This window comes from Acinetobacter sp. YH12131 (assembly GCF_013418635.1).
Taxonomy (GTDB): Bacteria; Pseudomonadota; Gammaproteobacteria; order Pseudomonadales; family Moraxellaceae; genus Acinetobacter; species Acinetobacter towneri.
Map to the genome: position 1 here is coordinate 112,655 of NZ_VPBQ01000005.1, position 23,907 is coordinate 136,561.

The 23,907-nt window shown below is 40.2% G+C and carries 23 protein-coding genes; 13 read left to right on the plus strand and 10 right to left on the minus strand.

Features of this window, described 5'->3' with window-relative positions:
* Positions 1–42 precede the first annotated feature (42 nt).
* Together FTU66_RS05880 and FTU66_RS05885 are read left to right on the plus strand one after the other, a co-directional pair.
* Positions 43–777 carry a histidine phosphatase family protein gene (locus FTU66_RS05880; RefSeq protein WP_004976677.1) on the plus strand — a complete coding sequence of 245 codons (735 nt, stop codon included), beginning with the start codon at positions 43–45 and terminating at the stop codon, positions 775–777.
* A gap of 406 nt (positions 778–1,183) precedes the next feature.
* Positions 1,184–3,832 carry a M66 family metalloprotease gene (locus tag FTU66_RS05885; RefSeq protein ID WP_257222060.1) on the plus strand — a complete coding sequence of 883 codons (2,649 nt, stop codon included), beginning with the start codon at positions 1,184–1,186 and terminating at the stop codon, positions 3,830–3,832.
* A gap of 196 nt (positions 3,833–4,028) precedes the next feature.
* Here the strand turns inward: FTU66_RS05885 and rpsT are convergent, their stop codons facing one another.
* Entirely contained in the window at positions 4,029–4,298 is a 270-nt protein-coding gene (rpsT, locus tag FTU66_RS05890) for a 30S ribosomal protein S20 (protein WP_004976669.1), read from the minus strand.
* Positions 4,299–4,513: 215 nt separating this feature from the next.
* Here rpsT and FTU66_RS05895 point away from each other — a divergent pair, with 215 nt between their 5' ends.
* The 7 genes from FTU66_RS05895 to FTU66_RS05925 all read left to right on the plus strand — a co-directional run bounded on the left by FTU66_RS05895 (position 4,514) and on the right by FTU66_RS05925 (position 12,926).
* Entirely contained in the window at positions 4,514–5,179 is a 666-nt protein-coding gene (locus tag FTU66_RS05895) for an NAD(P)H-binding protein (protein WP_131261459.1), read from the plus strand.
* Between the two features lie 12 nt (positions 5,180–5,191).
* The gene (gene rraA, locus FTU66_RS05900; RefSeq protein ID WP_004976667.1) at positions 5,192–5,704 is read left to right on the plus strand and encodes a ribonuclease E activity regulator RraA; all 513 of its coding nucleotides are present in this window, start codon (positions 5,192–5,194) and stop codon (positions 5,702–5,704) included.
* Between the two features lie 53 nt (positions 5,705–5,757).
* The gene (locus FTU66_RS05905; protein ID WP_180112462.1) at positions 5,758–6,537 is read left to right on the plus strand and encodes a glutathione S-transferase N-terminal domain-containing protein; all 780 of its coding nucleotides are present in this window, start codon (positions 5,758–5,760) and stop codon (positions 6,535–6,537) included.
* A gap of 227 nt (positions 6,538–6,764) precedes the next feature.
* Positions 6,765–7,124 (plus strand): hypothetical protein, encoded by a 360-nt coding sequence (locus tag FTU66_RS05910; protein ID WP_004976663.1) that lies wholly within the window; start codon positions 6,765–6,767, stop codon positions 7,122–7,124.
* Positions 7,125–7,274: 150 nt separating this feature from the next.
* Positions 7,275–10,736 carry a transcription-repair coupling factor gene (mfd, locus tag FTU66_RS05915; RefSeq protein ID WP_180112463.1) on the plus strand — a complete coding sequence of 1,154 codons (3,462 nt, stop codon included), beginning with the start codon at positions 7,275–7,277 and terminating at the stop codon, positions 10,734–10,736.
* Between the two features lie 207 nt (positions 10,737–10,943).
* Entirely contained in the window at positions 10,944–11,378 is a 435-nt protein-coding gene (locus tag FTU66_RS05920; protein ID WP_004976660.1) for an HIT domain-containing protein, read from the plus strand.
* A 66-nt stretch (positions 11,379–11,444) separates the two neighbouring features.
* Entirely contained in the window at positions 11,445–12,926 is a 1,482-nt protein-coding gene (locus tag FTU66_RS05925; RefSeq protein WP_218949291.1) for an adenylate/guanylate cyclase domain-containing protein, read from the plus strand.
* A gap of 122 nt (positions 12,927–13,048) precedes the next feature.
* Here FTU66_RS05925 and fdx read toward each other — a convergent pair whose 3' ends face one another.
* The 8 genes from fdx to FTU66_RS05965 form a co-directional block, all read right to left on the minus strand.
* Entirely contained in the window at positions 13,049–13,387 is a 339-nt protein-coding gene (gene fdx, locus FTU66_RS05930; protein ID WP_004976656.1) for an ISC system 2Fe-2S type ferredoxin, read from the minus strand.
* Positions 13,388–13,402: 15 nt separating this feature from the next.
* Entirely contained in the window at positions 13,403–15,262 is a 1,860-nt protein-coding gene (gene hscA / locus FTU66_RS05935; RefSeq protein ID WP_179990815.1) for a Fe-S protein assembly chaperone HscA, read from the minus strand.
* A 45-nt stretch (positions 15,263–15,307) separates the two neighbouring features.
* On the minus strand, positions 15,308–15,823 hold the full coding sequence (hscB, locus tag FTU66_RS05940; protein WP_179990166.1) for a Fe-S protein assembly co-chaperone HscB: 516 nt from the start codon (positions 15,821–15,823) through the stop codon (positions 15,308–15,310).
* Positions 15,824–15,922: 99 nt separating this feature from the next.
* On the minus strand, positions 15,923–16,243 hold the full coding sequence (gene iscA / locus FTU66_RS05945) for an iron-sulfur cluster assembly protein IscA (protein ID WP_004976650.1): 321 nt from the start codon (positions 16,241–16,243) through the stop codon (positions 15,923–15,925).
* A gap of 36 nt (positions 16,244–16,279) precedes the next feature.
* Positions 16,280–16,666 (minus strand): Fe-S cluster assembly scaffold IscU, encoded by a 387-nt coding sequence (gene iscU, locus FTU66_RS05950; protein ID WP_004976649.1) that lies wholly within the window; start codon positions 16,664–16,666, stop codon positions 16,280–16,282.
* 104 nt (positions 16,667–16,770) lie between these two features.
* Positions 16,771–17,988 carry an IscS subfamily cysteine desulfurase gene (locus FTU66_RS05955; RefSeq protein WP_180112465.1) on the minus strand — a complete coding sequence of 406 codons (1,218 nt, stop codon included), beginning with the start codon at positions 17,986–17,988 and terminating at the stop codon, positions 16,771–16,773.
* 1 nt (position 17,989) lies between these two features.
* Positions 17,990–18,463, minus strand: coding sequence for an Rrf2 family transcriptional regulator (locus tag FTU66_RS05960; RefSeq protein ID WP_004976645.1), 474 nt, complete (start codon positions 18,461–18,463; stop codon positions 17,990–17,992).
* A gap of 123 nt (positions 18,464–18,586) precedes the next feature.
* On the minus strand, positions 18,587–19,234 hold the full coding sequence (locus FTU66_RS05965) for a hypothetical protein (RefSeq protein ID WP_168419047.1): 648 nt from the start codon (positions 19,232–19,234) through the stop codon (positions 18,587–18,589).
* Positions 19,235–19,429: 195 nt separating this feature from the next.
* Between FTU66_RS05965 and FTU66_RS05970 the strand changes: the two genes are divergently transcribed.
* The 3 genes from FTU66_RS05970 to FTU66_RS05980 all read left to right on the plus strand — a co-directional run bounded on the left by FTU66_RS05970 (position 19,430) and on the right by FTU66_RS05980 (position 22,396).
* Entirely contained in the window at positions 19,430–19,906 is a 477-nt protein-coding gene (locus tag FTU66_RS05970; RefSeq protein ID WP_168419048.1) for a phasin family protein, read from the plus strand.
* Between the two features lie 214 nt (positions 19,907–20,120).
* Positions 20,121–20,393, plus strand: coding sequence for an HU family DNA-binding protein (locus tag FTU66_RS05975; RefSeq protein ID WP_168419049.1), 273 nt, complete (start codon positions 20,121–20,123; stop codon positions 20,391–20,393).
* A gap of 131 nt (positions 20,394–20,524) precedes the next feature.
* Entirely contained in the window at positions 20,525–22,396 is a 1,872-nt protein-coding gene (locus FTU66_RS05980) for a SurA N-terminal domain-containing protein (protein ID WP_180112466.1), read from the plus strand.
* A gap of 81 nt (positions 22,397–22,477) precedes the next feature.
* Here the strand turns inward: FTU66_RS05980 and FTU66_RS05985 are convergent, their stop codons facing one another.
* Positions 22,478–23,350, minus strand: a complete 873-nt coding sequence (locus tag FTU66_RS05985) for a DUF2797 domain-containing protein (protein WP_131261455.1) — start codon at positions 23,348–23,350, stop codon at positions 22,478–22,480.
* A gap of 34 nt (positions 23,351–23,384) precedes the next feature.
* Between FTU66_RS05985 and FTU66_RS05990 the strand changes: the two genes are divergently transcribed.
* The gene (locus FTU66_RS05990) at positions 23,385–23,879 is read left to right on the plus strand and encodes a DUF6231 family protein (protein WP_004976635.1); all 495 of its coding nucleotides are present in this window, start codon (positions 23,385–23,387) and stop codon (positions 23,877–23,879) included.
* The last annotated feature ends 28 nt before the right edge of the window (positions 23,880–23,907 follow it).

A 23,907-nucleotide genomic window follows, 5' to 3' on the forward strand; every position in this document is an offset into this window, starting at 1 on the left:
TGGTATAGTGTCAAGCAACCAAGTTAAAATTTTGGCTAGATCATGGCATTAGAACTACTCCCTGCAAGTATGCTTAAAGCAATTGATTTATTGCCTGATGCTCAGACGCCTGTGACTTTGTTTACCCGTCATTCTATTCGTGAAATTGTCGTTGGTCAGGGTTTGGCTGGCTATAATTTACAATTGACCGAACAAGGTCGCGATTTAGCCGAAGCATGGGGAGGCTACTTGGTTGGAAATACAGATCGGGTGATTCAACACTGTATTTCAAGTCCTATTCAGCGTTGTGTCGATACGGCTGCTTTAATGATTCGTGGGGCAGATGGCATTACCCTCGAACCCAATACCCATCACATTGAAATTATAGAACAAGGTTTATTGGTGGAACCAGGAAGCTTTGTACTTGATATCAAACAGGCAGGCCCATATTTTCAGAAACAGGGTGCTTTAGGCTTTATTAATAGTTTTGTGAATAATGCCTTGCCCGGCATGAAACATCCGATTCATGGTGTCGTGGATGTCCTTGAGCTGATTTATAACACCCATCCAACCAACCAATACGGACTGAGTTTAGCTGTGAGTCATGATACGATTTTAGCTGCAATTATCGCGGTGATTTCTGGACGTAATGAAGTCACGCAAGCCGATTGGCCAGACATGATGGAAGGTTTATTCGTTTGGTTTGAAGGTGATGAGTTTTTAGAATCCAAGCTAAAATGGATTTGGCGCGGTCAGATTCACACTTTAGATATCTCGCAATTTCGTCAGAAAGTTTAAGCAGAAAATTGAACGCATATTCTAGTGCTATCCATTCAGTACGATAGAATACCGTCTGTCAGAAATTAAAAAAAATAATTCAAATTTTATTCTCTTTTTTTCCTTCATTTTATGCAGTTGTGAGCGCAAACTCGATCAAATATTGTCTATCAATCTGTGTGCTGCTTTAAAAATTCGCTGATTTTTATAAAGAAAAATTAATAAAATTGTGTTGAAAATATAAAGCGATATGAAACTTGAGAATTGCATAATTTTATACATCTATTTAATATAAGAATACAAGCCATTGAAAAATATGTGTTTATTTTTATATTTTTTGTCATAAATTGACATTGGGGTGGAATAAATAATGAAAAGTGTGACTCGGTTTTCGCTTAGTCTATTAAGTGTATGTATATTATCATCCATGCTTGCTGCATGTGGTGGTGGCGGTGGTGGCGAGGGAGATACCGCTGGGAATTCAAATCAAGAAAATCCAATACCACCGGAAAATCCTCAGCAACCACCTGTGGGCAATGTGGCTAATCCTTATCCTGAACCTAAACAAGATGTCATCAATCAATTGGTACTCGGGTTTTATGATTACAACGCTAATTCTGAATCACGTGAAGTGCGTAATGATTTAGATGGTGATTTTCAGGCAATGATTCAATTTGCTCAAGGGCATGTGGTTGACCCGAATGGTAACGAGGTGAAAAAAATGCCACGTCTAACTGCAGAAAAAGAAGCATTATTATTGGTTACGCCAAATCAAGGCATGGACAATATCGACACTTTACAGCTTGAAGTGTATCAAAATGAGCGCTTGTTACGTCGTGTTGCTTTACTTGATCCAACCCAGATTCCTGCTTCAGACCAGAGCAATCAAGATGGTCGTGCTGAGGTGTTGTATAGTAAGCGTGCGTGGTCGGCTAAATTAAATTGGGATGAAGTACGTCCCGGTTTAAAGCTGCGTTTGGTTGATTCTAAAAACCGTAGTGGTGCAATTGACGCAGAAAAAATTGATTTTGCAGCACCGGGTGAATTGGTACTCAACAATATTCGTATTGGTTTATTGACTGCGCCGCCGAAGTCTGGCGGGCATTATATGTTATTAGAGCCTGAAAAAGCGGGTACCGATTATTTCCAAACCATTCCTGCGGCGCAAATGACTGTGGCTAAATACGACGACATTCAGCTAGATCGGGTGATGGTCGCTAACGGTACGATTTATGATACCCAAAGTGCGGGTGAAGGTGGTGTCTATTCGGGGGACATGCGGGAAAATACTGCAAAATCGACCTTTAGTGTAGGAATTAACTTGGCCAACTGGGGGGTGACCAGTGCCTCGATGTTTAGTCATCAACAGCCACAACTTACACAAACTGTAATTGCCCATCATGCACGAGGTAAATATACAAATGGTGATCAAACGCATGGTTTAAGTGGCGGTAATGGTATGTTGACCCTGTATGATTCTGTGGGCAACGAGTTTAGCCATGAAATTGGGCATCGTTATGGTCTTGGGAATTATCCGGGTTCACAAGGTGAAAATATGTTCTGGGCTGCACACCATGCAGACAGCGGTTGGGGCTATATTGCGTATCGTAATAAAATGTGTGGCAACTTGGCGTGGCATACTCGAAACTTGGGTGATGGCAAAAATGGTGTGCCTAACTTCCTGAAACAATATGCTTATGGTTGGGATGCGATGTCAGGTGGTGCAACCAACAGTAGCATTTCGCGTTATACCCATTACACGGGTTACAGTACCCATATTCGGATTCAACCCCACTTTGGGGCGCGACATGTTTGGGACGAAAGCTCACCAAGTGGTTATAAAATCTGGAATAAAGACACACGCCAAATGGAAGTGGTTTATCCAAAAGTACCAAGCTCCAATCAGGTTTGGTACAACAGTGCCGATGGATATTATTTAAAACCGCGCTTATTTGGTGTGCCTGTAATTACTATTATTGGCGGATATGATCCTGAAACTCAGCAAGGTGTGTTGTATCCTGCTGCACGCAGTAACTGGGGTAATGTTTATAATTTACCTGCGGCAAATCGTGCTGCTGAAAATGCCGCATGTTGGTTAGATGTTCAATATGCCAATCGTAATCAGAACGTGGCATTGGCACCTAACCGTATGACCAGCAATGCCAATAAACTGCATGTCAATTTAGCACTTGCTGAGCAGCCAAAACAGGTGAATTTATACTGTAAAAAAGCCAATCATGCCGAGAAGTTATTATCGACACTGAATATTCCGCAATATAGCGATAGTATTCAACCTGCGGTAAAAATTGGTCGTACACATGGCTATGAAGCTTTAAGAAAAGTTGAAATGCCTGATTTTCAGAAGCAGTTGGAAGCGCAAGCCAGTCAAGCTGTGGTGGCTTTAAAACCTGCTGCACAACTATTGTATGATTCTTATGCAGATTATCGTCAAGAGCTAAGTGCAACTGCAAAGCAACAATTACAGCGTTATGAACAACAGCAAAATACGATTTATCGTTTAAACCGCTGGATGAATGTTTATCGTGCCGATTTAGAAAAGACTAAGCCTGAAGCGGAAACAGCATTGCACAATTTTGTGGAGCGATTGGGTTTAGGCAATGAAAATATTGTGGCTGAAGCAACACTAATGAAAAACAGAAATAACTGTTTGAAAGTTGAAACTTTGGCGAGTGGTCAGAAAAATGCTTACATTAGTGGAGCAAGTGGCTGTACAGGCGATGCAACTGAGCAGTGGATTTATGATGGTTTGGGGCGTATTCACAGCAAAGCAGAAATGGATCAGTGCTTAACCAACAACGGCAATGTGGTCTCACTTGCAAGCTGCAGTACATCTAAAGACAGTCAGGTCTGGGAAATGCACACAGCTTCGGGAACGATTCGTCAGGGGAATCAGTGCTTTGATTTAGAGCATGGCTACCTAAAAGAAAACCGCGCGCGTTTAATTCGTTATGGTTGCACAGGTGGTGCGAATCAGCAATGGACGCAATTAAAGGCTAATAACAGTTTGCAACTGGCTTATTTAAGTCCACAAAATTTACGACTGATGCTGAAATAATTCTTCGTCTGAATTATTCATCTTCATTAATTTAAAACACCTTTTGACCAGTTCAGGAGGTGTTTTTTATTTTATGGTGGCAGGTGTATTTGAAGTGATGTAATTGGCGTGCAGAAACTAAAGATTGCTTAATTTGATAAATTATCGAAACAGCAGGCACAAAAAAAGCCCTTAACGGGCTTCTTTTGTTTAACACTTAGTTAGAAGCTAAAGCTTTAACTTGAGCGTTTAAACGGCTCTTATGACGAGCTGCTTTGTTCTTATGGATGATGCCTTTATCAGCCATACGGTCAATTACTGGAACAGCTTTTTTGTAAGCTTCAGTAGCAACCGCATAATCACCTGCAGCAATAGCAGCGATTGTGCGTTTTAAATAAGTACGAACCATAGAACGTAAGCTTGCGTTGTGTTTACGTGCTTTAACGTTTTGACGAGCACGTTTTCTAGCTTGAGCAGAGTTTGCCACTCGTGCACTCCTTGAAATAGATTGGTCTGGGCGGGCTGCAATTACTTCCGAAAACCAACATCAGAAGAATTATCACCAGCCCGTAAACAAGTGCCATATTTTGATGAAACTAGACAGTTAAGTCAAGTCTTGACATGCTTTGACAACATTTTAGCTGCAGAAAAATCAGAAAGAAACAGGTAGATTAGCTTTAAGCCTCAGAGATTGTTTAAAAAATGACAAATTCTATTCAAAATGCAATTGTAATTGGTGCGAATGGTTTAGTTGGGCAGCAATTGGTCAAACAGCTTAATCAGCTGCCTGAATGTAAAAATATCACCGTTGTTTTGCGTAGACCTTGCTCGGAATTAAATCGCTTAGAAAAAGTCCAGACGTTACTCCTCGAAGACTTTTTATTGCTCAATGATGAAGATGTGAGCGGTTATAGTCATGCATTCAGTTGTTTAGGCACAACCTTAAAAAAGGCAGGCTCGAAGCAGGGATTTTATGCTGTGGACTATACCATCAATGCACATTTTGCCGAATTATTGCAGGCGAAGGGTACGCATTACATATTGGTCAGTGCTTTGGGAGCAGAAGCCAAATCAGCCGTATTTTATAATCGTGTCAAAGGTGAGCTAGAACAATATATTGAAAGTTTGGATTTAGACAAAGTATCAATTTTGCGTCCATCTTTATTATTGGGTGAGCGCAACGAACAACGGCGTTTAGAAGATTTAGGACAAAAGCTGTATCTTAAAATATCACGATTTATTCCCGATCATTTTACATATAAGCCAGTAAGTGCTACGCAAGTGGCTCATACTATGGTCGAGGCAGCGCAATCGCAAATTCATAAATTCCAAATTTATGATAATTTACAAATACAAAAAACCAAGTAAAAGGGGAACAACGTGTCTACAGTACCATTCGTAACTTGTGACTTATTAGATGACCATCCAGAACATGACCTTCAAGTGGTGATTCCATCTTTGGATGGCAAATTTTTCAAAAGTTACGGTGCACGTAAAACTTTTGGCGGTCAAATTGTGACTGTAAAGTGCTTTGAAGATAACTCGCGTGTAAAAGAGTTGTTGGCAACCGATGGCACGGGCAAAGTTTTGGTGGTTGATGGTGGGGCATCTATGCGCTGTGCCTTAATGGGGGACTTGATTGCTGAATCCGCAGTGAAAAATCACTGGAATGGCGTGATCATTTACGGCTGTGTACGTGATGTCGATGCAATTGCAGCACTTGATTTAGGCGTACATGCTTTGGCTTCAATTCCACAAAAAAGTAACCGCAAAGGCGTGGGTGAAGTGGATGTGAGTTTGCATTTCGGACAAGTCACTTTTAATTCGGGCGATTATGTCTATGCTGATAACAACGGTATTATTGTGGCAAAAGAAAAATTGGTCGATTTATAAGCGGTTTGATGGCGCAGTCATCAAATTGCTGAGCACATCACAAGGAAAACAAAATGGTGCATCATCAAATTAAAGTCATTCAGGCAGTGGCATCTATGCTTACCGAAGGTGGACGTGGAGTGAATGGGACAGCATTTCCCAAGCAACCCGAAAAAGCCTTAAAGTTATATGAGTTTGAAGGTTCACCATTTTGCCGTCGTGTACGCGAAGTCATGACCTTGTTAAATTTGGATTATGAGGTTTATCCATGCCCCAAAGGCGGCACAAAATATCGACCTTTGGTGAAACAACTGGGTGGTAAAACTCAGTTTCCATTTTTAATTGATGAAAATACAGGTGATCAGCTCTATGAATCACAGCAGATCATTCATCATTTATTCAAGCATTATGGCAAAAGTGGAAAAACGCCCAAAAAATACGCGCATTTTCCTAAAATTCCTTATGTTGCGCTTGCGGGCACATTATTGAATGGTGCACGTGGTGTGTGGATTAATCAGCAAATTGTAGAGCGCGCTGCACCTGAACAATTGATTGAACTGTGGGGTTTTGAGGGAAGTCCTTATACACGTGTAGTGCGTGGTGTATTGACTGAACTGGAGTTGCCATTCAAATTTCATAATGTAGCCAAAGAGCGTTGGCAAGATCAAGGCTTGGCAAAATTACGTTTAAAACCGGGTAAATATGTGCCACTGGCAGGTGGTAAGCGTGAGCAGGTATTAAAAGTTATGGGTGATAATATTCAAGTCCCATTTTTAATCGATCCAAATACCCAGACTCAGCTTTTTGAATCGGCCAAGATTGTGAAGTATTTACAGCAAACTTATGGCAAATAAGCTTTAAGTCATTTTTTGATTGTTATAAAAGCATCTTCAAGATGCTTTTTTGCATTTGGCAGGATGCAAAATATGCATCATTATAAATAGCCTAAGCAAAGTGGGGTTAAAACACTGACTTATCACGTCAGGGAAAATATAAATCACCCTGATCAGTTGCATCTATTTTAGTGAAGCATTTAAACTCTGCAGCATTCACTTTGATTTCGCCAATTTATAGGTTCAAAATGTTCAGCAAACTTACAGGGTTGTTTAAAAATAAAGCCAATCTCGAAGAAATTGCCTATTTAGAAGCACAGAATATTCAATGGGATGCGGAACAAGGCTATATTGTCGATGGTATTTTGCTTAACGATGTTTTGGCAGAGCGTTTAAATTATTTATCCAACCGCCGTATGCAGCAGTTTGATGATTTGGCACAGCTGTATTCTACAGCTATGATTATCAATGAAAAAATTGATCTGGAAATTGCGCAACAGCGTTTTAACACAATGCTTGGTAATACCGAAGAAAACTTACTGGAATTTAAAGCGATTGTTAAAAAATTGAATGATTATTATCGACAGTTTTTACGTGATCAAAAGTAAAGAGGCGTGTGTATCAAACTTTAAAGCTCGCTGTTTTATAAAATTTTGCAATTAAATACGCTGTAATGGTGGATGAAAAAAATTACGTAAAACCGTCAATTCATCGTGCTAGTATAAGCCCCATGTTGTTTAGACTCTAAAGCTATATACATGTTCCAACACGAAATTTCCCAACTCAATTTAGCTCAACTGAAAGCTGGCGAAAAACGCTGGATTGGTAATCTACATGGTTCTGCCGCAGCATTATTATTTAAAGAAATTGGTCAGCAGAACCCGCATTTATTTGTGATTGTTGCGCGCAATCAACAACATTTGGCGCAGTTGGAAAGTGAATTAGAATTTTACGGGGTAAAACCGACCATTTTCCCCGATTGGGAAATTTTGCCTTATGACCGCTTATCACCACATCAAGACATTGTGTCGGAGCGTCTGGCGATTTTATCCAATATGCCACAGCAAGGCGTGTTATTGGTGTCGGCGACCACTTTAGCGCAACGTGTTGCACCAACCTCATGGGTGTTGGGTGAGCATTTTGATATTCGTGTTGGGCAAAAGTTTGCTTTGGAACAACAAAAACAGCGTTTAGTACAAGCAGGCTATCATCTGGTCGATACTGTCTATGATCATGGCGAGTTCGCTGTGCGTGGCAGTATTATGGATATTTATGCTTCGGGACAAGAAGCACCCATCCGTATTGATTTATTTGATGATGAAGTTGAAACCTTAAAGTTTTTTGATCCAGAAACGCAGCGAACCACTGAAAGCTTGCAGAATTTTACGGTTTTACCTGCCAAAGAATTTCCTTTAAAAGAAGGTCGTGCGATTTTCCGTGACCGCTATGCAGAAAGTTTCCCAACAGCAAATCCGAAGAAAAACCCTGTATATCAGGATGTGCTAGAAGGCATTGCATCGCCTGGTTTAGAGTTTTATTCTCCCTTATTTTTCACTCAGGCTCAGCTTGAAGGCCAAAATACACTATTTTCATACTTACCAAAGCATTGCATTGTCATTACAGATAAGGCGATCGATGACGGTTTAACTCAATTTTGGAAAGATGTGCTGTATCGTTATGAGGACAGACGTCATAACATCGACCAACCAATTTTACCGCCTGAACAATTATTTCTACAACCGAATCAATTATTAGAACAACTGAATCAATTTGGACGTGTGATTGCATCCCCCGAAGCTTTTGAGCAAAAAGCAGGTGTGGTGAACTTAAGCACGCTTGCACCACCACGTTTAGCGGTTGATCCAAAACAAGAGCAACCCTTTCATGCCGTTAAGCAATATATTGATGCCGCCAATCATCCTGTTTTATTGGTGGCAGAAAGTGCAGGCCGCCGTGAAACATTAAAAGATGCATTACGTGCAGCTTTAGGTGAAATTCCACAAGTTGAGAGTTTTGAGGCCTTTCAGCAGTCTTTACAAGCTATTGCGATTACCCATGCACCTTTAGACCGCGGCTTGGTCATTCAAGACCAATTGAGTGTAATCTCAGAAAATCAGCTGTATGAACATCGCGTGGTGCAGCGCCGTCGTAAACGTCAGCAGGAAGTTTCAGAAGAGTTTTTAATTCGTAGTTTGACCGAGTTAAGCATAGGCGCACCTGTGGTACATATTGATTATGGTGTTGGTCGTTATGCAGGTTTAATTACTTTAAGCATTGATGAGCAAGAACATGAGTTTTTACAACTCGATTATGCCGATGCTGCAAAAGTGTATGTGCCTGTTACCAATTTGCATTTGATTAGCCGTTATAGCGGAGGTGACCCAGACCTTGCGCCTTTGCATAAATTAGGCACAGATGCGTGGAATAAAGCCAAACGCAAAGCTTTGGAACAAATTCATGATGTCGCAGCAGAATTACTGCATATTCAAGCACGCCGTCAATCTAAACCAGGTTTCGCTTTTGAATTGGATCATAGTCTTTATATGCAATTTGCCAGTGGCTTTGCTTATGAAGAAACCTTAGATCAAGCCAATGCAATTGAAGCGACCTTACATGATATGCAATTGGCAAAACCAATGGATCGTTTGGTCTGTGGTGATGTTGGTTTTGGTAAAACTGAAGTTGCCATGCGGGCTGCATTTGTCGCGGTACAGAACAACAAACAAGTTGCTGTATTGGTTCCAACAACATTGTTGGCACAACAGCATTATGAATCTTTTAAAGACCGTTTTGCCGACTGGCCTGTGCGTATTGAAGTCTTATCGCGTTTTGGTTCAAGCAAATCTCATCAAAAAACCATTGAAGATTTAGCTGAAGGCAAAGTCGATATTGTGATTGGGACGCACAAAATTCTGCAAGAAAATATTCAGTTCAAGCAGTTGGGTTTAATGATTGTCGATGAAGAACATCGTTTTGGAGTGCGTGACAAAGAACGTATTAAAGCGCTGCGCGCCGATGTGGATATGCTGACTTTAACCGCAACGCCAATTCCACGTACCTTAAATATGGCATTTAGCGGTATGCGCGATTTATCCATTATTGCCACACCACCTGCACGCCGTTTAGCGGTCAAAACCTTTGTGCAAGAGCATACAGACGATACGGTGAAAGAAGCCATTCTACGTGAATTGTTACGTGGTGGTCAGGTGTATTACCTGCACAATGAAGTGGAAACTATTGAACGCAGTGCTGAAACCATTCGTGAATTGGTACCAGAAGCGCGCGTTGCAGTCGCACATGGGCAAATGCGAGAACGCGAATTAGAGCAAGTCATGCAGCAGTTTTATCATAAAGAATACAATGTCTTAGTTTGCTCGACCATTATTGAAACAGGAATTGACGTCCCAAATGCCAATACCATTTTAATTGAACGTGCAGATAAACTCGGATTAGCGCAGTTGCACCAACTACGTGGTCGTGTCGGGCGCTCGCATCACCAAGCTTATGCGTATTTGCTTGTACCATCTATTAAAGGCTTAAAAGGTGATGCTGAAAAACGCTTGGATGCCATTCAGCGTGCCTCAACTTTAGGGGCTGGTTTTATGTTAGCAACCGAAGACTTGGAAATTCGTGGTGCGGGAGAATTACTGGGTGAGCAACAAAGTGGGTCAATGCAAGCCATTGGTTATAGCTTGTATATGGAAATGCTAGAAAAAGCCACCAAAGCCATTCAAAAGGGTAAAACACCTAACTTCGATGCGCCATTGTCTTTAACTGCAGAAATCAACCTACACATGCCTGCTTTGATTCCAGATGATTATTTGGGCGATGTGCATCAGCGCTTATTATTCTACAAGCGCATTAGTAATACCGATACTCAAGAAAAGCTTGATCATATCCGTATGGAATTGATTGACCGTTTTGGTATTCCGCCACAAGCGGTGAAACAACTCTTTGCGGTGCATCAATTGCGTTTAAAAGCAGAGCAGTTGGGCATCACTAAAATTGATATTGGCACAAATGGTGGTCATATCGAATTTTCACCCGATACGCCTGTGCAAGCCATGAGCATCATTCAAATGATGCAAAAACAACCGACCTATTTCCGTATGGATGGTGGGCAGCGTTTAAAAGTAATGGTGATGTTGCAAGATGCTGAAAAGCGGATTCAATTTATTGCCGATCTATTAAACAACCTGCTTAAAACTTTGCACAGCTGAGTTGAAAAATGCAAATCTACCTAAATAACACATGAGCAAATTATGAAAAATTTCTAAGAAACCTCTGATTCTATGATGAAAATTATTTATGATGAATTTGGTTAAAATTGCACTTTATTTACATGGAAACATGATGGGAATGATACTCAGTGTACTGGGGATGTGATAGTATTAGTCATCATTACAATTTGCGTCATTTATAAAGATATGTTTAGTTTGCACCCACAACTTGCTCAAGATACTTTTTTTGTAGGCGACTTTCCTCTGTCAACATGTCGTTTAATGAATGATATGCAATTCCCTTGGTTAATTCTAATTCCACGTGTGCCAGGGGTTACAGAACTATACGAATTAAGTCAGGCAGACCAAGAACAATTTTTACGTGAATCCAGCTGGCTATCTAGCCAATTATCACGCGTATTTCGTGCCGATAAAATGAATGTGGCGGCTTTAGGTAATATGGTTCCACAATTGCATTTTCATCATGTCGTGCGTTATCAAAATGATGTGGCTTGGCCTAAACCAGTTTGGGGTACGCCAGCTGTACCATACAGCAATGAAGTTTTGGCTCACATGCGTCAAACCTTGATGCTTGCTCTGCGTGGTCAAGGCGATATGCCATTTGACTGGCGAATGGATTAATTGAAATGAATTGCCACGCAGGATGCGTGGCTTTTTAATCCTAGATCGGAGTAGGCCGCGGTGTTCATGTACAATTGGATGGAAAGAGATCCCAAACAATTCGAATTTCTGCATCGTTTAGTCGGGTATGCAAGTTTATCCCTGATTATGGTGGTCTATCACTACACCTACGCCGATACCAATTATCAAATTTACCTTCCGTTTTTTCTTACTTTTTTATTACTGATAATTCCTAAATTTTCGCGTTGGCTGCAATATAAATATAGTCATCAAGCCAAGCGTAATATCCTGTTTATTATTGATATTGTGGTAGTCGCAGTATGTTTGTCTGCGGTACATCTGAATTTGGTACTTACTTTTGCCGCTTTATTTGCGCTGCTATATACCGCCATTTATATTAAAGTTTCTTTCTTTTTGGTGGCATTGGCATCCTTATTGGCGGTCACAGTTTTTTATTTTTGTAATATTTTTATTTTTGGTTTTAACGAATATTTTGAACAAAGCAGTACCGAACTTACGATTTTAGCCTTTTTATGTATGATCTTTTACTTTGGCATGGGCAGTGCCTATCAGGCACGTCGTATCCGCTATACCACGGCAAAGAAAGACCATTACTACACACAAATGAACCGCTATATGGAATTTGCGAATCAGCTTAGTCGCTATGCACCTTTGCAGTTGTGGCAATCGATTATGAAAGGTGAGTCGGAAGCGAAAATTGAATATAAACGTAAAAAAATGACGATTTTCTTTTCTGATATTCAAGGCTTTACTGAACTTTCTGAAACACTAATTCCAGATGATTTAGCATTCCTGCTCAATGATTATTTAAGCCACATGACCGAAATTGCCAAGCAATATGAAGCGACGGTGGATAAGTTTATGGGTGATGCGATTTTAATTTTCTTTGGTGATCCAAATACGCAAGGTGTTGAACAAGATGCTAAAACTTGTGTAGAGATGGCTATTGCGATGCGTCAGCAAATGAAATTGTTACGCGAACGTTGGGTCAAAATGGGCTATCCGCCTTTACATATTCGTATGGGTATCAGTACAGGATATTGCCACGTTGGGAACTACGGTGCAGCACATCGGATGGCATATACCATTGTTGGGCGTGATGCTAACTTAGCTGCGCGTTTGCAAAGTGCGGCCGAAGTTGATGAAATTTTACTTTCAGATGACACTTATAAACTGATTAAAAATGATTATTTGTGTGCTCCGAAAGCACCGATCTTTTTAAAGGGGATTCAAGGTCCTGTAAAAACTTGGCAAGTGATGGAAAAATATGCGGCCAGCAAGTCGGATTATCAGCGTTGGTTTGACTACGAATATAAAGGTTTTCATTTGTTGCTTAATTTGGATGAAGTGCAGAATTTTGAATATCCTGAGCTAATTACCGTATTAGAAAAAATGATTAAAAGAATTCAAACGCAGCAAAAGCTGACCAACTCACAGGGCATTGTAAAACTTAATCTTGAAGATGAAGTGATTGAACATCCACCTGTTGAAGAAATTGCCAAAACTCATATTCCTGAAAACCACTAAAATTTTTCTTATAATGTAGATCTCGTTTAACTTTTAAATCCTCAAAAATTTTAAATCTAAAGTTGTGCAATAAAAAAAACTGCGCCGTAGCGCAGTTTTTTAGAATTAGCATCATTTTATGATTAATGATTTTCTGAAGCATGGTTAATGGTGTATTTTGGAATTTCGACTTCCAAGTCTTCATTGACCACTTTAACCTGACAAGATAAGCGTGAATCAGGCTCTAAACCCCAAGCACGGTCTAATAAGTCAGCTTCAACATCATCCATTTCTTCTAGGCTGTCAAAGCCTTTACGAACAACAACGTGGCAAGTGGTACATGCACAAGACATATCGCAAGCATGTTCAATTTTAATGCCATTTTCAAGTAAGCTTTCGCATAAGTTGGCATTTTGTTCGACTTCAAACTCAGCACCTTCTGGGCAGAATTGCGCATGTGGAAGTACTTTAATACGTGGCATAATCTTTACCTTAAATTAGTTTGAGTTTGACCAGTCGTCGAGTTTAGTGCCTTTAAGTGCTGTATCAATATGTTGATTCATACGAATTGCAGCAAAAGCATCACTGTGTATTTTAAGCTGTTCAACAGCATGTTCAATGGCTTTAATGTCTTGTCCAGTCAATTCGGCTTCCAACTGCGCTTTGGCAGTATTTAAAGCTTCTAATTGTTCTGGGCTTAATAGTTGTGCATCTACTTTTAAGGCTTGTTGTAAAGCTTCAAGTTCACGTTGTGCTTCAACTTTGGTTTCATGCAAATGACGCAATTGCTTGTCTTCTTCTGCATATTTGAAACCATCTAGCAGCAAACGCTCGGTATCTGCTTCAGATAAACCATAAGATGGCTTGATGTCGATATTTGCAGTCACACCAGAAGTGGTTTCTTTAGCAGAAACACTGAGTAAGCCATCAGCATCGACTTGGAACGTAACTTCAATGCGTGCCTGACCCGCAGTCATTGGTGGAATACCGTGTAGCACAAAACGACCTAAGCTACGACAATGTTCTACCAAATCACGCTCACCTTGTACCACATGAATCAACATGGCAGTTTGGCCATCTTGATAAGTGGTAAATTCTTGGCGACGTGCTACAGGAATTGCAGTATTGCGTGAAATTAAGCGTTCCACCAAACCGCCCATGGTTTCTAAACCCAAAGACAGTGGGGTAACGTCTAATAGCAACGAACCATCTTTGCTGTTACCAATTAGTTGATTGGCGGTAATTGATGCACCAATTGCAACCACTTCATCTGGGTTAATTGTGCATAATGGTTCTTGATTAAATACTTCACGAACAGCTTTTTGCACGGCATAAGAACGTGTTGAACCACCAACTAAAACTACATTTTGAATGTCATCTAGGTCAAGTTTGGCATCGCGTAATACACGTTTGCATACACTAATGGTTTTATCTAAAGCAACCTGAATAATACTTTCAAAGTTTGCGCGGTCTAATTGCAGCGTGTGCTCTAACAGTTTTAATTCAACACTTTCTGCATTGCTGAGCGCTTCTTTGGCTTTACGTGCAGACACAATAAAGTGTGCATATTCTGCATCATCTAAACTTTCAATATTCAGCTGTTTTTTTGCCCATTTTACAATCAGACGATCTAAGTCATCACCACCTAAAGCAGTGTGGCCGCCTGTGGCTAAAACTTCAAAAACACCTTGAGAGAAACGTAAAATAGAAACGTCAAACGTACCACCGCCCAAGTCGTAAATCACATAGTTACGGTCTTGAGCCAAGTTGGTGTCTTGATCTAAACCGTAGGCAACCGCTGCTGCAGTCGGTTCATTCAATAAACGCAATACTTTTAAACCTGCAAGCTCGGCAGCGTCACGTGTGGCTTGGCGTTGAGCTTCATCAAAATAAGCAGGAACAGTAATCACTGCACCATTTACAGGGTTTTGTAAGCTGGCTTCTGCGCGGTCTTTGAGTTGTTTAAGTAATTCTGCCGAAATTTCAACAGGTGTTTTACGGCCTTGAGCTGTTTCAAAAGCAGGCATTTGATTGTCTTCACCCACTAACGTGTATGGATGTTGAAATTTAATGTCCGCTTTAGAACGACCCATAAAACGCTTGACTGAAACAATCGTGTTTTTAGGGTCTGTAGTAATAAATGGCGCAGCAGCATTGCCATAATGTGTATTTTGCTCTGCATAATGGACGATAGAAGGCAGTAGCACGCGACCTTGCTCATCATGCAAGACTTTGGCTTTACCAGAAAGAACTGTGGCAACCAATGAATGAGTGGTGCCTAAGTCAATGCCAATCGCAATGCGATGTTCATGCGGTGCACTTGATTGACCTGGTTCTGCAATTTGCAAGAGCGCCATTATGTAAAATCCTTTGCCCGTTAAATATTAAAATACAAACTAAAATTAAAAATCATCGTCTAAATCAAAACTGTCATCATCAAGGAAACGATCTTCAGCTTTGTCTAGGTCAGCCATAACTTTCATGAAAAAGCGTAATTTACGCACAGTGTCACGCGCTTCTGCCCAATCTTCTTCGGCATAGTCAATTTTAAATTCACGGACTAAGCCATCAACCCACTGTTGTACTTCAAACTTTAATGACTGTAAGTCATCAGCACAGTTGGCATCATCCAATTGCTCACGAATTTCCAAGGCATCTTGTAAAAATTCAAAGTCATGGATGGATTGATCGAGATGATAATCTTGCTTTTTCAATGAGAGTAAATATGCAGCACGACTGTCTACCGCAGAGAGTTGTTTAAACGCCTGATTAATTTTACTAGATTTAATCAAGGCTTGATCTTTGTCTTCGGTTTTGTCGGGGTGATATTGCTGCTGTAGCTTTAAAAATTCAGCTTTTAAAGTAGCGAAATCAATATCGAGTGCAACAGGAAGATTAAACAACTCAAAATGATTCATGGGAGATGGAATCCGCAATTAGTGTGCAAAATTGGCTGCATAAATGCAATTAAAACAGTGTATTGTACACTGTTTTAAGCTAAAAAGAGGGAGGTGGCGTTATACCGTGAACGATTCACCGCAGCCACATTCACCTTTTTTATTGGGGTTGTTAAACTCGAAACCTTCGTTTAAACCATTTTTGACATAGTCCATTTCCATGCCATCTAGGTAAACTAGGCTTTTCGGATCAACGAAAACTTTAACACCAAACTGTTCAAACATTTGGTCGTGCGTATCGACTTCATCTACAAATTCGAGTACATAAGCCAAACCAGAACAGCCTGAAGTTTTCACACCAACGCGAATACCTTGACCCTTACCGCGATTCTTTAAGTAATTGCTGATATGAGTTGCAGCATTTTCAGTTAAATTGATCATGAAAACTCCGTTTGTTTTTCCACAAAACTTAGCAAATTAAGCTTTGGTCTTTTTGCTGCGATAGTCTTCTACAGCAGCTTTAATTGCATCTTCTGCCAATACAGAGCAGTGTACTTTCACTGGTGGAAGGGCAAGTTCGGTAGCAATATCAATGTTCTTGATCGCTTGTGCTTCATCTAAAGTTTTACCTTTAAGCCACTCAGTAACCAAAGAACTTGAAGCAATGGCAGAACCACAACCATAAGTTTTGAAACGTGCTTCTTCAATCACGCCTTCGTCATTCACTTGAATTTGCAGACGCATTACATCGCCACATGCAGGTGCGCCCACCATACCTGTACCAACGTTTTCAGCATTTTTGTCTAAAACGCCAACATTACGAGGGTTTTCGTAATGATCAATTACTTTATCGCTATAAGCCATGTCGCTTCTCCAAACCTCGGGGTCAGCCTTAATATAAATATGGGGGTGAAATTACCTTTATCAATCTAATGGCTTCCTGTCAAAGCCATTAGATTTGGGATGAATTAGTGTTCAGTCCATTCTACTTTAGAAAGGTCAATCCCTTCTTTATACATATCCCAAAGCGGTGAAAGTTCACGTAACTTTTCAACAGCAGCTTTAGTCACAGTTAGGACATGATCAATATCTTCATCAGTGGTGTATTTACCAAAGCTAAAGCGGATTGAGCTATGTGCGAGTTCGTCTGAAAGACCTAAAGCACGTAATACATAAGATGGCTCTAAAGTTGCAGATGTACATGCAGAACCAGAAGATACCGCAGCATCTTTCAGTGACATCATTAAAGATTCACCTTCAACAAAGTTGAAGCTGATATTTAAGTAGTTTGCTACGTTCTGAGTTGGGTGACCGTTCAGGAACACTTGTTCCATAGAGTTTAAGCCATTCCAAAGCTTGTCACGCAATACACGTAAACGTGCTTGTTCAGAAGCTAAGTTTTTACCAGCAAGCTCAAACGCTTCGCCCATACCTACAATTTGGTGTGTTGCAAGTGTGCCTGAACGCATACCACGTTCGTGACCGCCACCATGCATTTGCGCTTTTAGGCGAACACGAGGGCTGCGGCGAACGAAAAGTGCACCAATACCTTTAGGACCATAGATTTTGTGTGCAGAGAAGCTCATCAAATCTACTTTTAAAGTAGATAAATCAATTTCAACTTTACCAGCGGCCTGTGCAGCATCAACGTGGAAGAAGATTTTCTTAGCACGTGTGATTTCGCCAATTGCAGCGACATCGGTAATGGTGCCAATTTCGTTATTCACCATCATCAAAGATACTAAAATCGTATCTGGACGAATTGCCGCTTCAACCATTTCAGGAGTAATTAAACCTGTTTGTGGTTGTGGCTCTAAGTAGGTGATTTCAAAACCTTCAGATTCAAGCTCACGACAAGTATCTAAAATGGCTTTATGCTCAATTTTAGAGGTAATGATGTGTTTGCCTTTAGAAGCGTAGAATTGTGCTACACCTTTAAGCGCAAGGTTGTCAGATTCGGTTGCACCTGAAGTCCACACGATTTCACGAGGGTCTGCTTTGATCAAGTTAGCAACTTGTTCACGTGCATATTCAACTTTTTCTTCTGCTTGCCAGCCATAAGCGTGTGAGCGAGAAGCGGCATTACCGAAAGTCCCATCAAAAGTCAGGCACTCCATCATGCGTTCTGCAACTTGCGGATCTACAGGAGTGGTTGCTGCGTAGTCAAGATAAATAGGACGTTTCATGTCAAATACCTGTAACCGATAAAAGGGCTGAATCAAACGGAGCTGTATTTTGGCGGATGGCAACGGTTTGTACGTTGTCACGGGCTACTAAGTCAGCAAGTGAGATTTTAGCGAGATAGTCGGCGATATGATGGGAGAGTTCTTGCCATAAGTCATGAGTTAAGCACATTGCACCATTTTGGCAGTTCCCCTTATGGTCGCAGCGAGTGGCATCAACTGTTTCATTTACGGCTTCAATAATTTCTAGCACAGTGATTTCATTTGCACTACGTGCTAAATGGTAACCACCGTTAGCACCGCGAACACTAGACACTAAGCCGTGGCGCTTAAGTTTTGCGAATAACTGCTCAAGATAAGCAACAGAAATAGTTTGACGGGCTGCAATTTCAGCAAGCGTGATCGTTTGTTCAGTTGGCTGCAAAGCTAAATCAAGTAGAGCAGTCACTGCGTAGCGACCGCGAGTTGTTAAGCGCATGATTCGATACACATGATTAGACTAGATGTGTGTATTCTATGAATCCCGACTAAATTAGTCAAGTATTTTATTGTTATCTTGTAGCGGAGGTTTAGGGCTGTTTTTATTGATGTTTTAGTGTTCTTAATTCAGCCATAAATTATACACTAATAACGTAATTAATAGTACTGTTATTATGCTAAAGGCGATATTGATACGTTTTTGACGTCGCTCAATACGACGAATACGGTTTTTATGTTGTTTCAGCTCAACTTGTAAGGTGTTAATTTTAGAGCGCTGCTCATCAATTTTGTCTAAAAGTGGGGCAATACGTTTTTTAGAGCTAACCACTTCTTGCCCTTGAGGTGCTTCTTTTAACCACTGTTTCCAGTCGGCCAAAACTTTAGGCGCACTAAAATGCAAAATCAGATCACGAAATTCATCTTTTAGAGTGATGTCGCCATCTATACGCATGTGTTTGATGCTACGACGGTTGCCTAAAATGAAGATTTTAAATAAATCCATTAAAGTGGTGCGTACATCTAAATCAATAGCTTGATCAGGCGCTTTACTGTCAAACAAAATGCCATGTGGGCTAAATTGCACATATATGTCAAAATAAGGAATGTAGCTATTAATTTTTATAGTAATTTTTTGATCTACAAATTTTTTAGCTTGCAATGCGACAACGCGATCGTGCTTTAAAATAAAGCTAAAAATGGTTTCAAGCACAATCATAACCATGGTGAGCAACAAATGCGGATTACTTTGTCTTTGTTGCGAGTCACTCATAAAACCAAGTCCCTTAATTTAAAAGTTGAATTCCTTAATTTGTGTTTTTTGATCAGAAATATCGGAAAACACATGCAATAATCTTGCTTTGTAGAACAGTTTAGCAAAACGATCAAGTATTTAATTTGCTATTATTGGCGTATTTTGTAGGTTTATTATATTCATTTGCGCATAAAATAAGCGGGAGATGTGTCCATGGAAAATGCAACACAAACGCCAGAAGAACATACTTCTGAATCTGAAAATACATTGAAAAATAAAGATAAAATACGTGCAGGTCGTAAATCTTCACTCGATTTTCGTAAATATACCAAGCAAATTTGGTTAGCAGGTTTAGGTGCTTTTTCACGCGCTGAAGAGGAAGGCAATAAATTGTTTGACTCTCTGGTCAAGGTGGGGGAAGAGCTGGAATCTAAAACCACTGAAATTGCTGACCAAACTGTTGAAAAGGTTTCAGAAAAAGCCAAGGAATCGGTAATAGACACCAAAGACAAGGTCGAGCGTCTGATTGACCATAGCGTAAATCATTCTTTAAATAGAATTGGCTTAGTAACAGCAAAAGATCTTCAACATTTAGAGCATTTAGTATTACAATTACATGCCAAAGTTGATGCCTTGATTGAAGAAAATAAACAATTAAAAGAAGATGTTGCAAAAAGTAAACGTGTCTAGCCTAGATTTAGAAACATGCAGATGTGGATGAGAGGCGGGTTTTAGACTAATTGTCAATAGTATCTTATGCTCCATCGTTTTTTACCATTTATTTTGCATAAAAGCGTACAGGGAGTATTGCTTTTACCCTCAAAGCATTGCTATAAAGGCGTTACGGTAATTTAAATTAAATCTCTGGACCTTAAATAAACGATATTAAGAGGACGTAATCTTCATGAATAAATCAGAATTAATCGATGCAATTGCAGAGAAAGGGGGATTGTCTAAGACTGATGCAGGTAAAGCCTTAGACGCAACAATTGCTTCAATTACTGAAGCGCTTAAAGCTGGTGATACTGTAACTTTAGTGGGTTTTGGTACATTTAGCGTGAAAGAGCGTGCTGCACGTACAGGTCGCAACCCACAAACAGGTGCTACACTTGAAATTAAAGCAAGCAAAGTACCAAGCTTTAAAGCAGGTAAAGGTTTGAAAGATTCAGTAGCTTAATCTTTTAAAATGCCAAGAAAGCGCGCCAATTGGCGCGTTTTTTATTAATAATGTCAATAAAAGGCGTCAACGCATTCATTCGCTGAGGGTTTTCAGTTAAAATCTTCCGCAAATAAAATATTGGAATACTTATGGAATCTTTTCGTAAAGTTATTAAGGGCTGGTTGGGCAAAGTTTTGCTCGTTTTATTCTTGACCCCTTTAGCACTTGTAGGTATTGAAGGATATTTTAGTGGTGGTCAGTCTGAAGACACTGCACAAACCGTCAATGGTCAGCAAATTTCAAAACGAGAATTAGACAATCTAACTAACTCGCTGAAAGAACAATACTTGGCTTATACCAACGGTGATGAAACACTGTTAAATCAAAATTACATTCAAAATAAAGCACAAGATACTTTGGTTGCACGTACTTTGTTATTGCAACAGGCCGAAAAACTGGGCATTTCTTTGAGTGATGCTCAAATTGAGCAAATGATTGCGCAACAGCCAAACTTCCAACAAGATGGTAAGTTTTCTGAAACATTGTATGCCAACTATTTGCAATCTGTGGGTATGACAAATCAGGCTTTGGTTGCAAACTTGCGTCAGGATCATGCTTTAAAAATGCTAAGTGCGAGCTTTACAGATTATGCATTGGTGAGTCCGTCTGATATTCAGCAAATTGCAAATCTACAGACCCAACAGCGTACGTTGCATTTGTCCAGCATTAAGTTAGATGACTATAAGAAAAATATCAGCGTGACTACACAAGAAATTGCAGCATATTATGAGCAGCATTCAAGCACCTTTAAGCAAGTGGCAAGTGTAGATGTTGATTATGTTGTCGTTACGCCTGCAAATATTGCCCCTGCAAATACGACTGTAACGGATGCTGAATTACAGCAAGCGTATCAAAAGTTTGTAGACACGCAAAAAAGTGCAGCAACGCCGACGGTTAAACATATTTTAATCACCACAGATGCACGTGATGATGCCGCAGCTCAAAAACTGGCAGCACAAGCAGCTGCTGAAATTCAACAGGGTGCAAGCTTTGCTTCTGCTGCACAAAAGTATTCAGATGACCCTGAATCTAAGGCTAAAGGTGGTACGGTTGCAGGTTATGAAGCTGGTGTTTTTGGTGAAGCTTTTGATAAAGCTGTGAATAGCCTGAAATCGGGTGAAGTATCTCAGCCGATCAAAACGCAATATGGCTATCATTTAATTCAAACTGAAGGTGCTGCCGTGCAGGTGCCTACGTTTGAAGCTGAAAAAGCACGTTTAACAGCTGAGTTGCAAAAAGCAAAAACTGAAAATGCTTATACAGATACCATTAATAGCTTAAATGAGTTGGTGGTAAGCAGCGACGCTTTAGATGTCGTGGCTGAAGAAGTTAAAACAGTCAAAGTTCAATCTGCTAATGCGGTTACTTTAGCGACACAACATCCTGTGTTAAGCCAGCCAAGTGTGAAAGTGAAGCTGTTTAATGATGATGTGAAAAATGGTGATCGTAATGCCTCAAGCAATATCACTTTGGCCAATGGCGATGTGGTATGGGTGAAAGTGCGTAATTACCATGCCGCAGGTGTGCAAACTTTAGAAGAAGCAACACCCCGCGTAAAAGCTAAACTGATTGAGAAAAAAGCCTTTGATGCAGCGAAAAAAGATATTCAAGCTGCGTTGGATGCCTTTAAAACTCAACCTGCAGCGACCGTTTTGGCGAAAAACCAAATCCGTTTTGAAAATGCAGGCACATTCACCCGTGCAGATGGTTTGTTAAAGCGTGAAATTGAACGTGCTGCATTTAGTGTGCTTGCGCCTAAAGATGGTATGTGGTCAGTAACAACAGCATCTATACCAAATGAATTGGTGGTGGTAGCTGTATCAAATGTAAACGATACTACATCGAATGCTTTAACGCCTGAGCAACTGAAAGAGTTAGCGCAGTTGTATCAACAATTACGTGCTCAACAAGAGCTAGATGACTATACGCAATATTTGAAATCGAAAGCGAAAATCAAATAAGTGATGAACATCTACAAAAAAACCAGCAAATTTGCTGGTTTTTTTGTGCATCTAAAATGATTAAGTAAGCAGTTTCAAGATTTATTCAGCGCGAATTTTTAGCTCATAACCTGTGTATTTACGAATGTTGATGACACCTGTATCCAAGATTAAATATTGCCCTTTAATTCCTTGCAGTTTGCCGCGAATGATTGGGGTTTTATCTAAGTTATGCGATTTAATTTTCTCAGGATACTGTTCTACAGGGTACACAAATTCACGCGGAAGTTCCTGATCTAAAAGCTCTACCGTTTCGTTGAATTCAAGGTTTTGACTAAACTCATCACGAATGGTCTGAATTTTAGGCGCAAACTCTTCAATCAGTTGTTCACGCACTTCAATTAGGTTTAGCGGCTCTGCTTCGCCTTTGAGTAGTTTGCGCCAGTCGGTTTTATCTGCGACTTGTGTACCAAACATAACTTCTAATTGCCCAGATAAACGACGTGAGCCGACTTTCATAATTGGTAAGGCTTGGGTTGCGCCCTGATCTAACCAACGTGTAGGCATTTGACCTAAACGGGTGATTCCCACTTTTAAAGCACTTGAATTGGCTAAATATACGATGTGCGGTTGAAAGCAGACTTCTTGAGCAAAACTATCTTCACGACAGGTACCTAAATGATAGTGACAGGTCTCAGGCTTCATGATGCACATATCGCAAGATGCTTTGGTTTTAAAACACTTGAAACAATGTCCTTGCGAATAGGATTTTGGTGTTTTCACACCACAAGAAACACAATAAATATTGCCCGTCCATTCCAGTTCAAGTTCTTGCCCAAGCTGAAAAGGCAGGTCAATTTCTGCACGGTCTAGAATAAATTTATATTCAACATTTGCCTTGTGTACCTGTTCATCAGTTACACTATGGTCCTTAAGACCTGCGTGCATTTTATGGCAAATGCCTTGTAGTTCCATAAGAATACTCTCTCGAAAATGAAGGAATGCAGTGATGGCTGAAATGCGTTTAATTCAAGCATTAATTGATGATTTATCTCAACAACAGCCAATTTCTACTGCATTGTGTATAGGGCAAAATATTGAAGCAAGCCCGAAGTATAACAATCAAGCGGCTGATGAGCAGCCAACTATCCAATGGCAGTATTTTAGCGCATTGGCATTTTTAAATCTGCCTTTTACCCAACGTTTTGATTTGGCAGTTGTATTTTTAGATGCTGCCGATTTTGCTGCGCAGACGCCACAACACACCTCGCAAATTTTGGTAAAGCTACGTGATTTATTGGCAAAGCGTATTGTGGTAATTGCTGCACGTGAAGATGAGCAATTGCTTAGAGCACTTGGTTTTACGCAATTGATTGAACATCGCTTTGAGCAGCATCATTTATGCTTATGGCAATTTAATATTTTGACTTATAAGCACGTGCCTGATTGGTTTAATTCTAAGTTTTGGGCAAACCCTGAAAATTGGGATAAATTCCGCTGGTAAGTGCTGAATTACGATCACAAAATTCTAA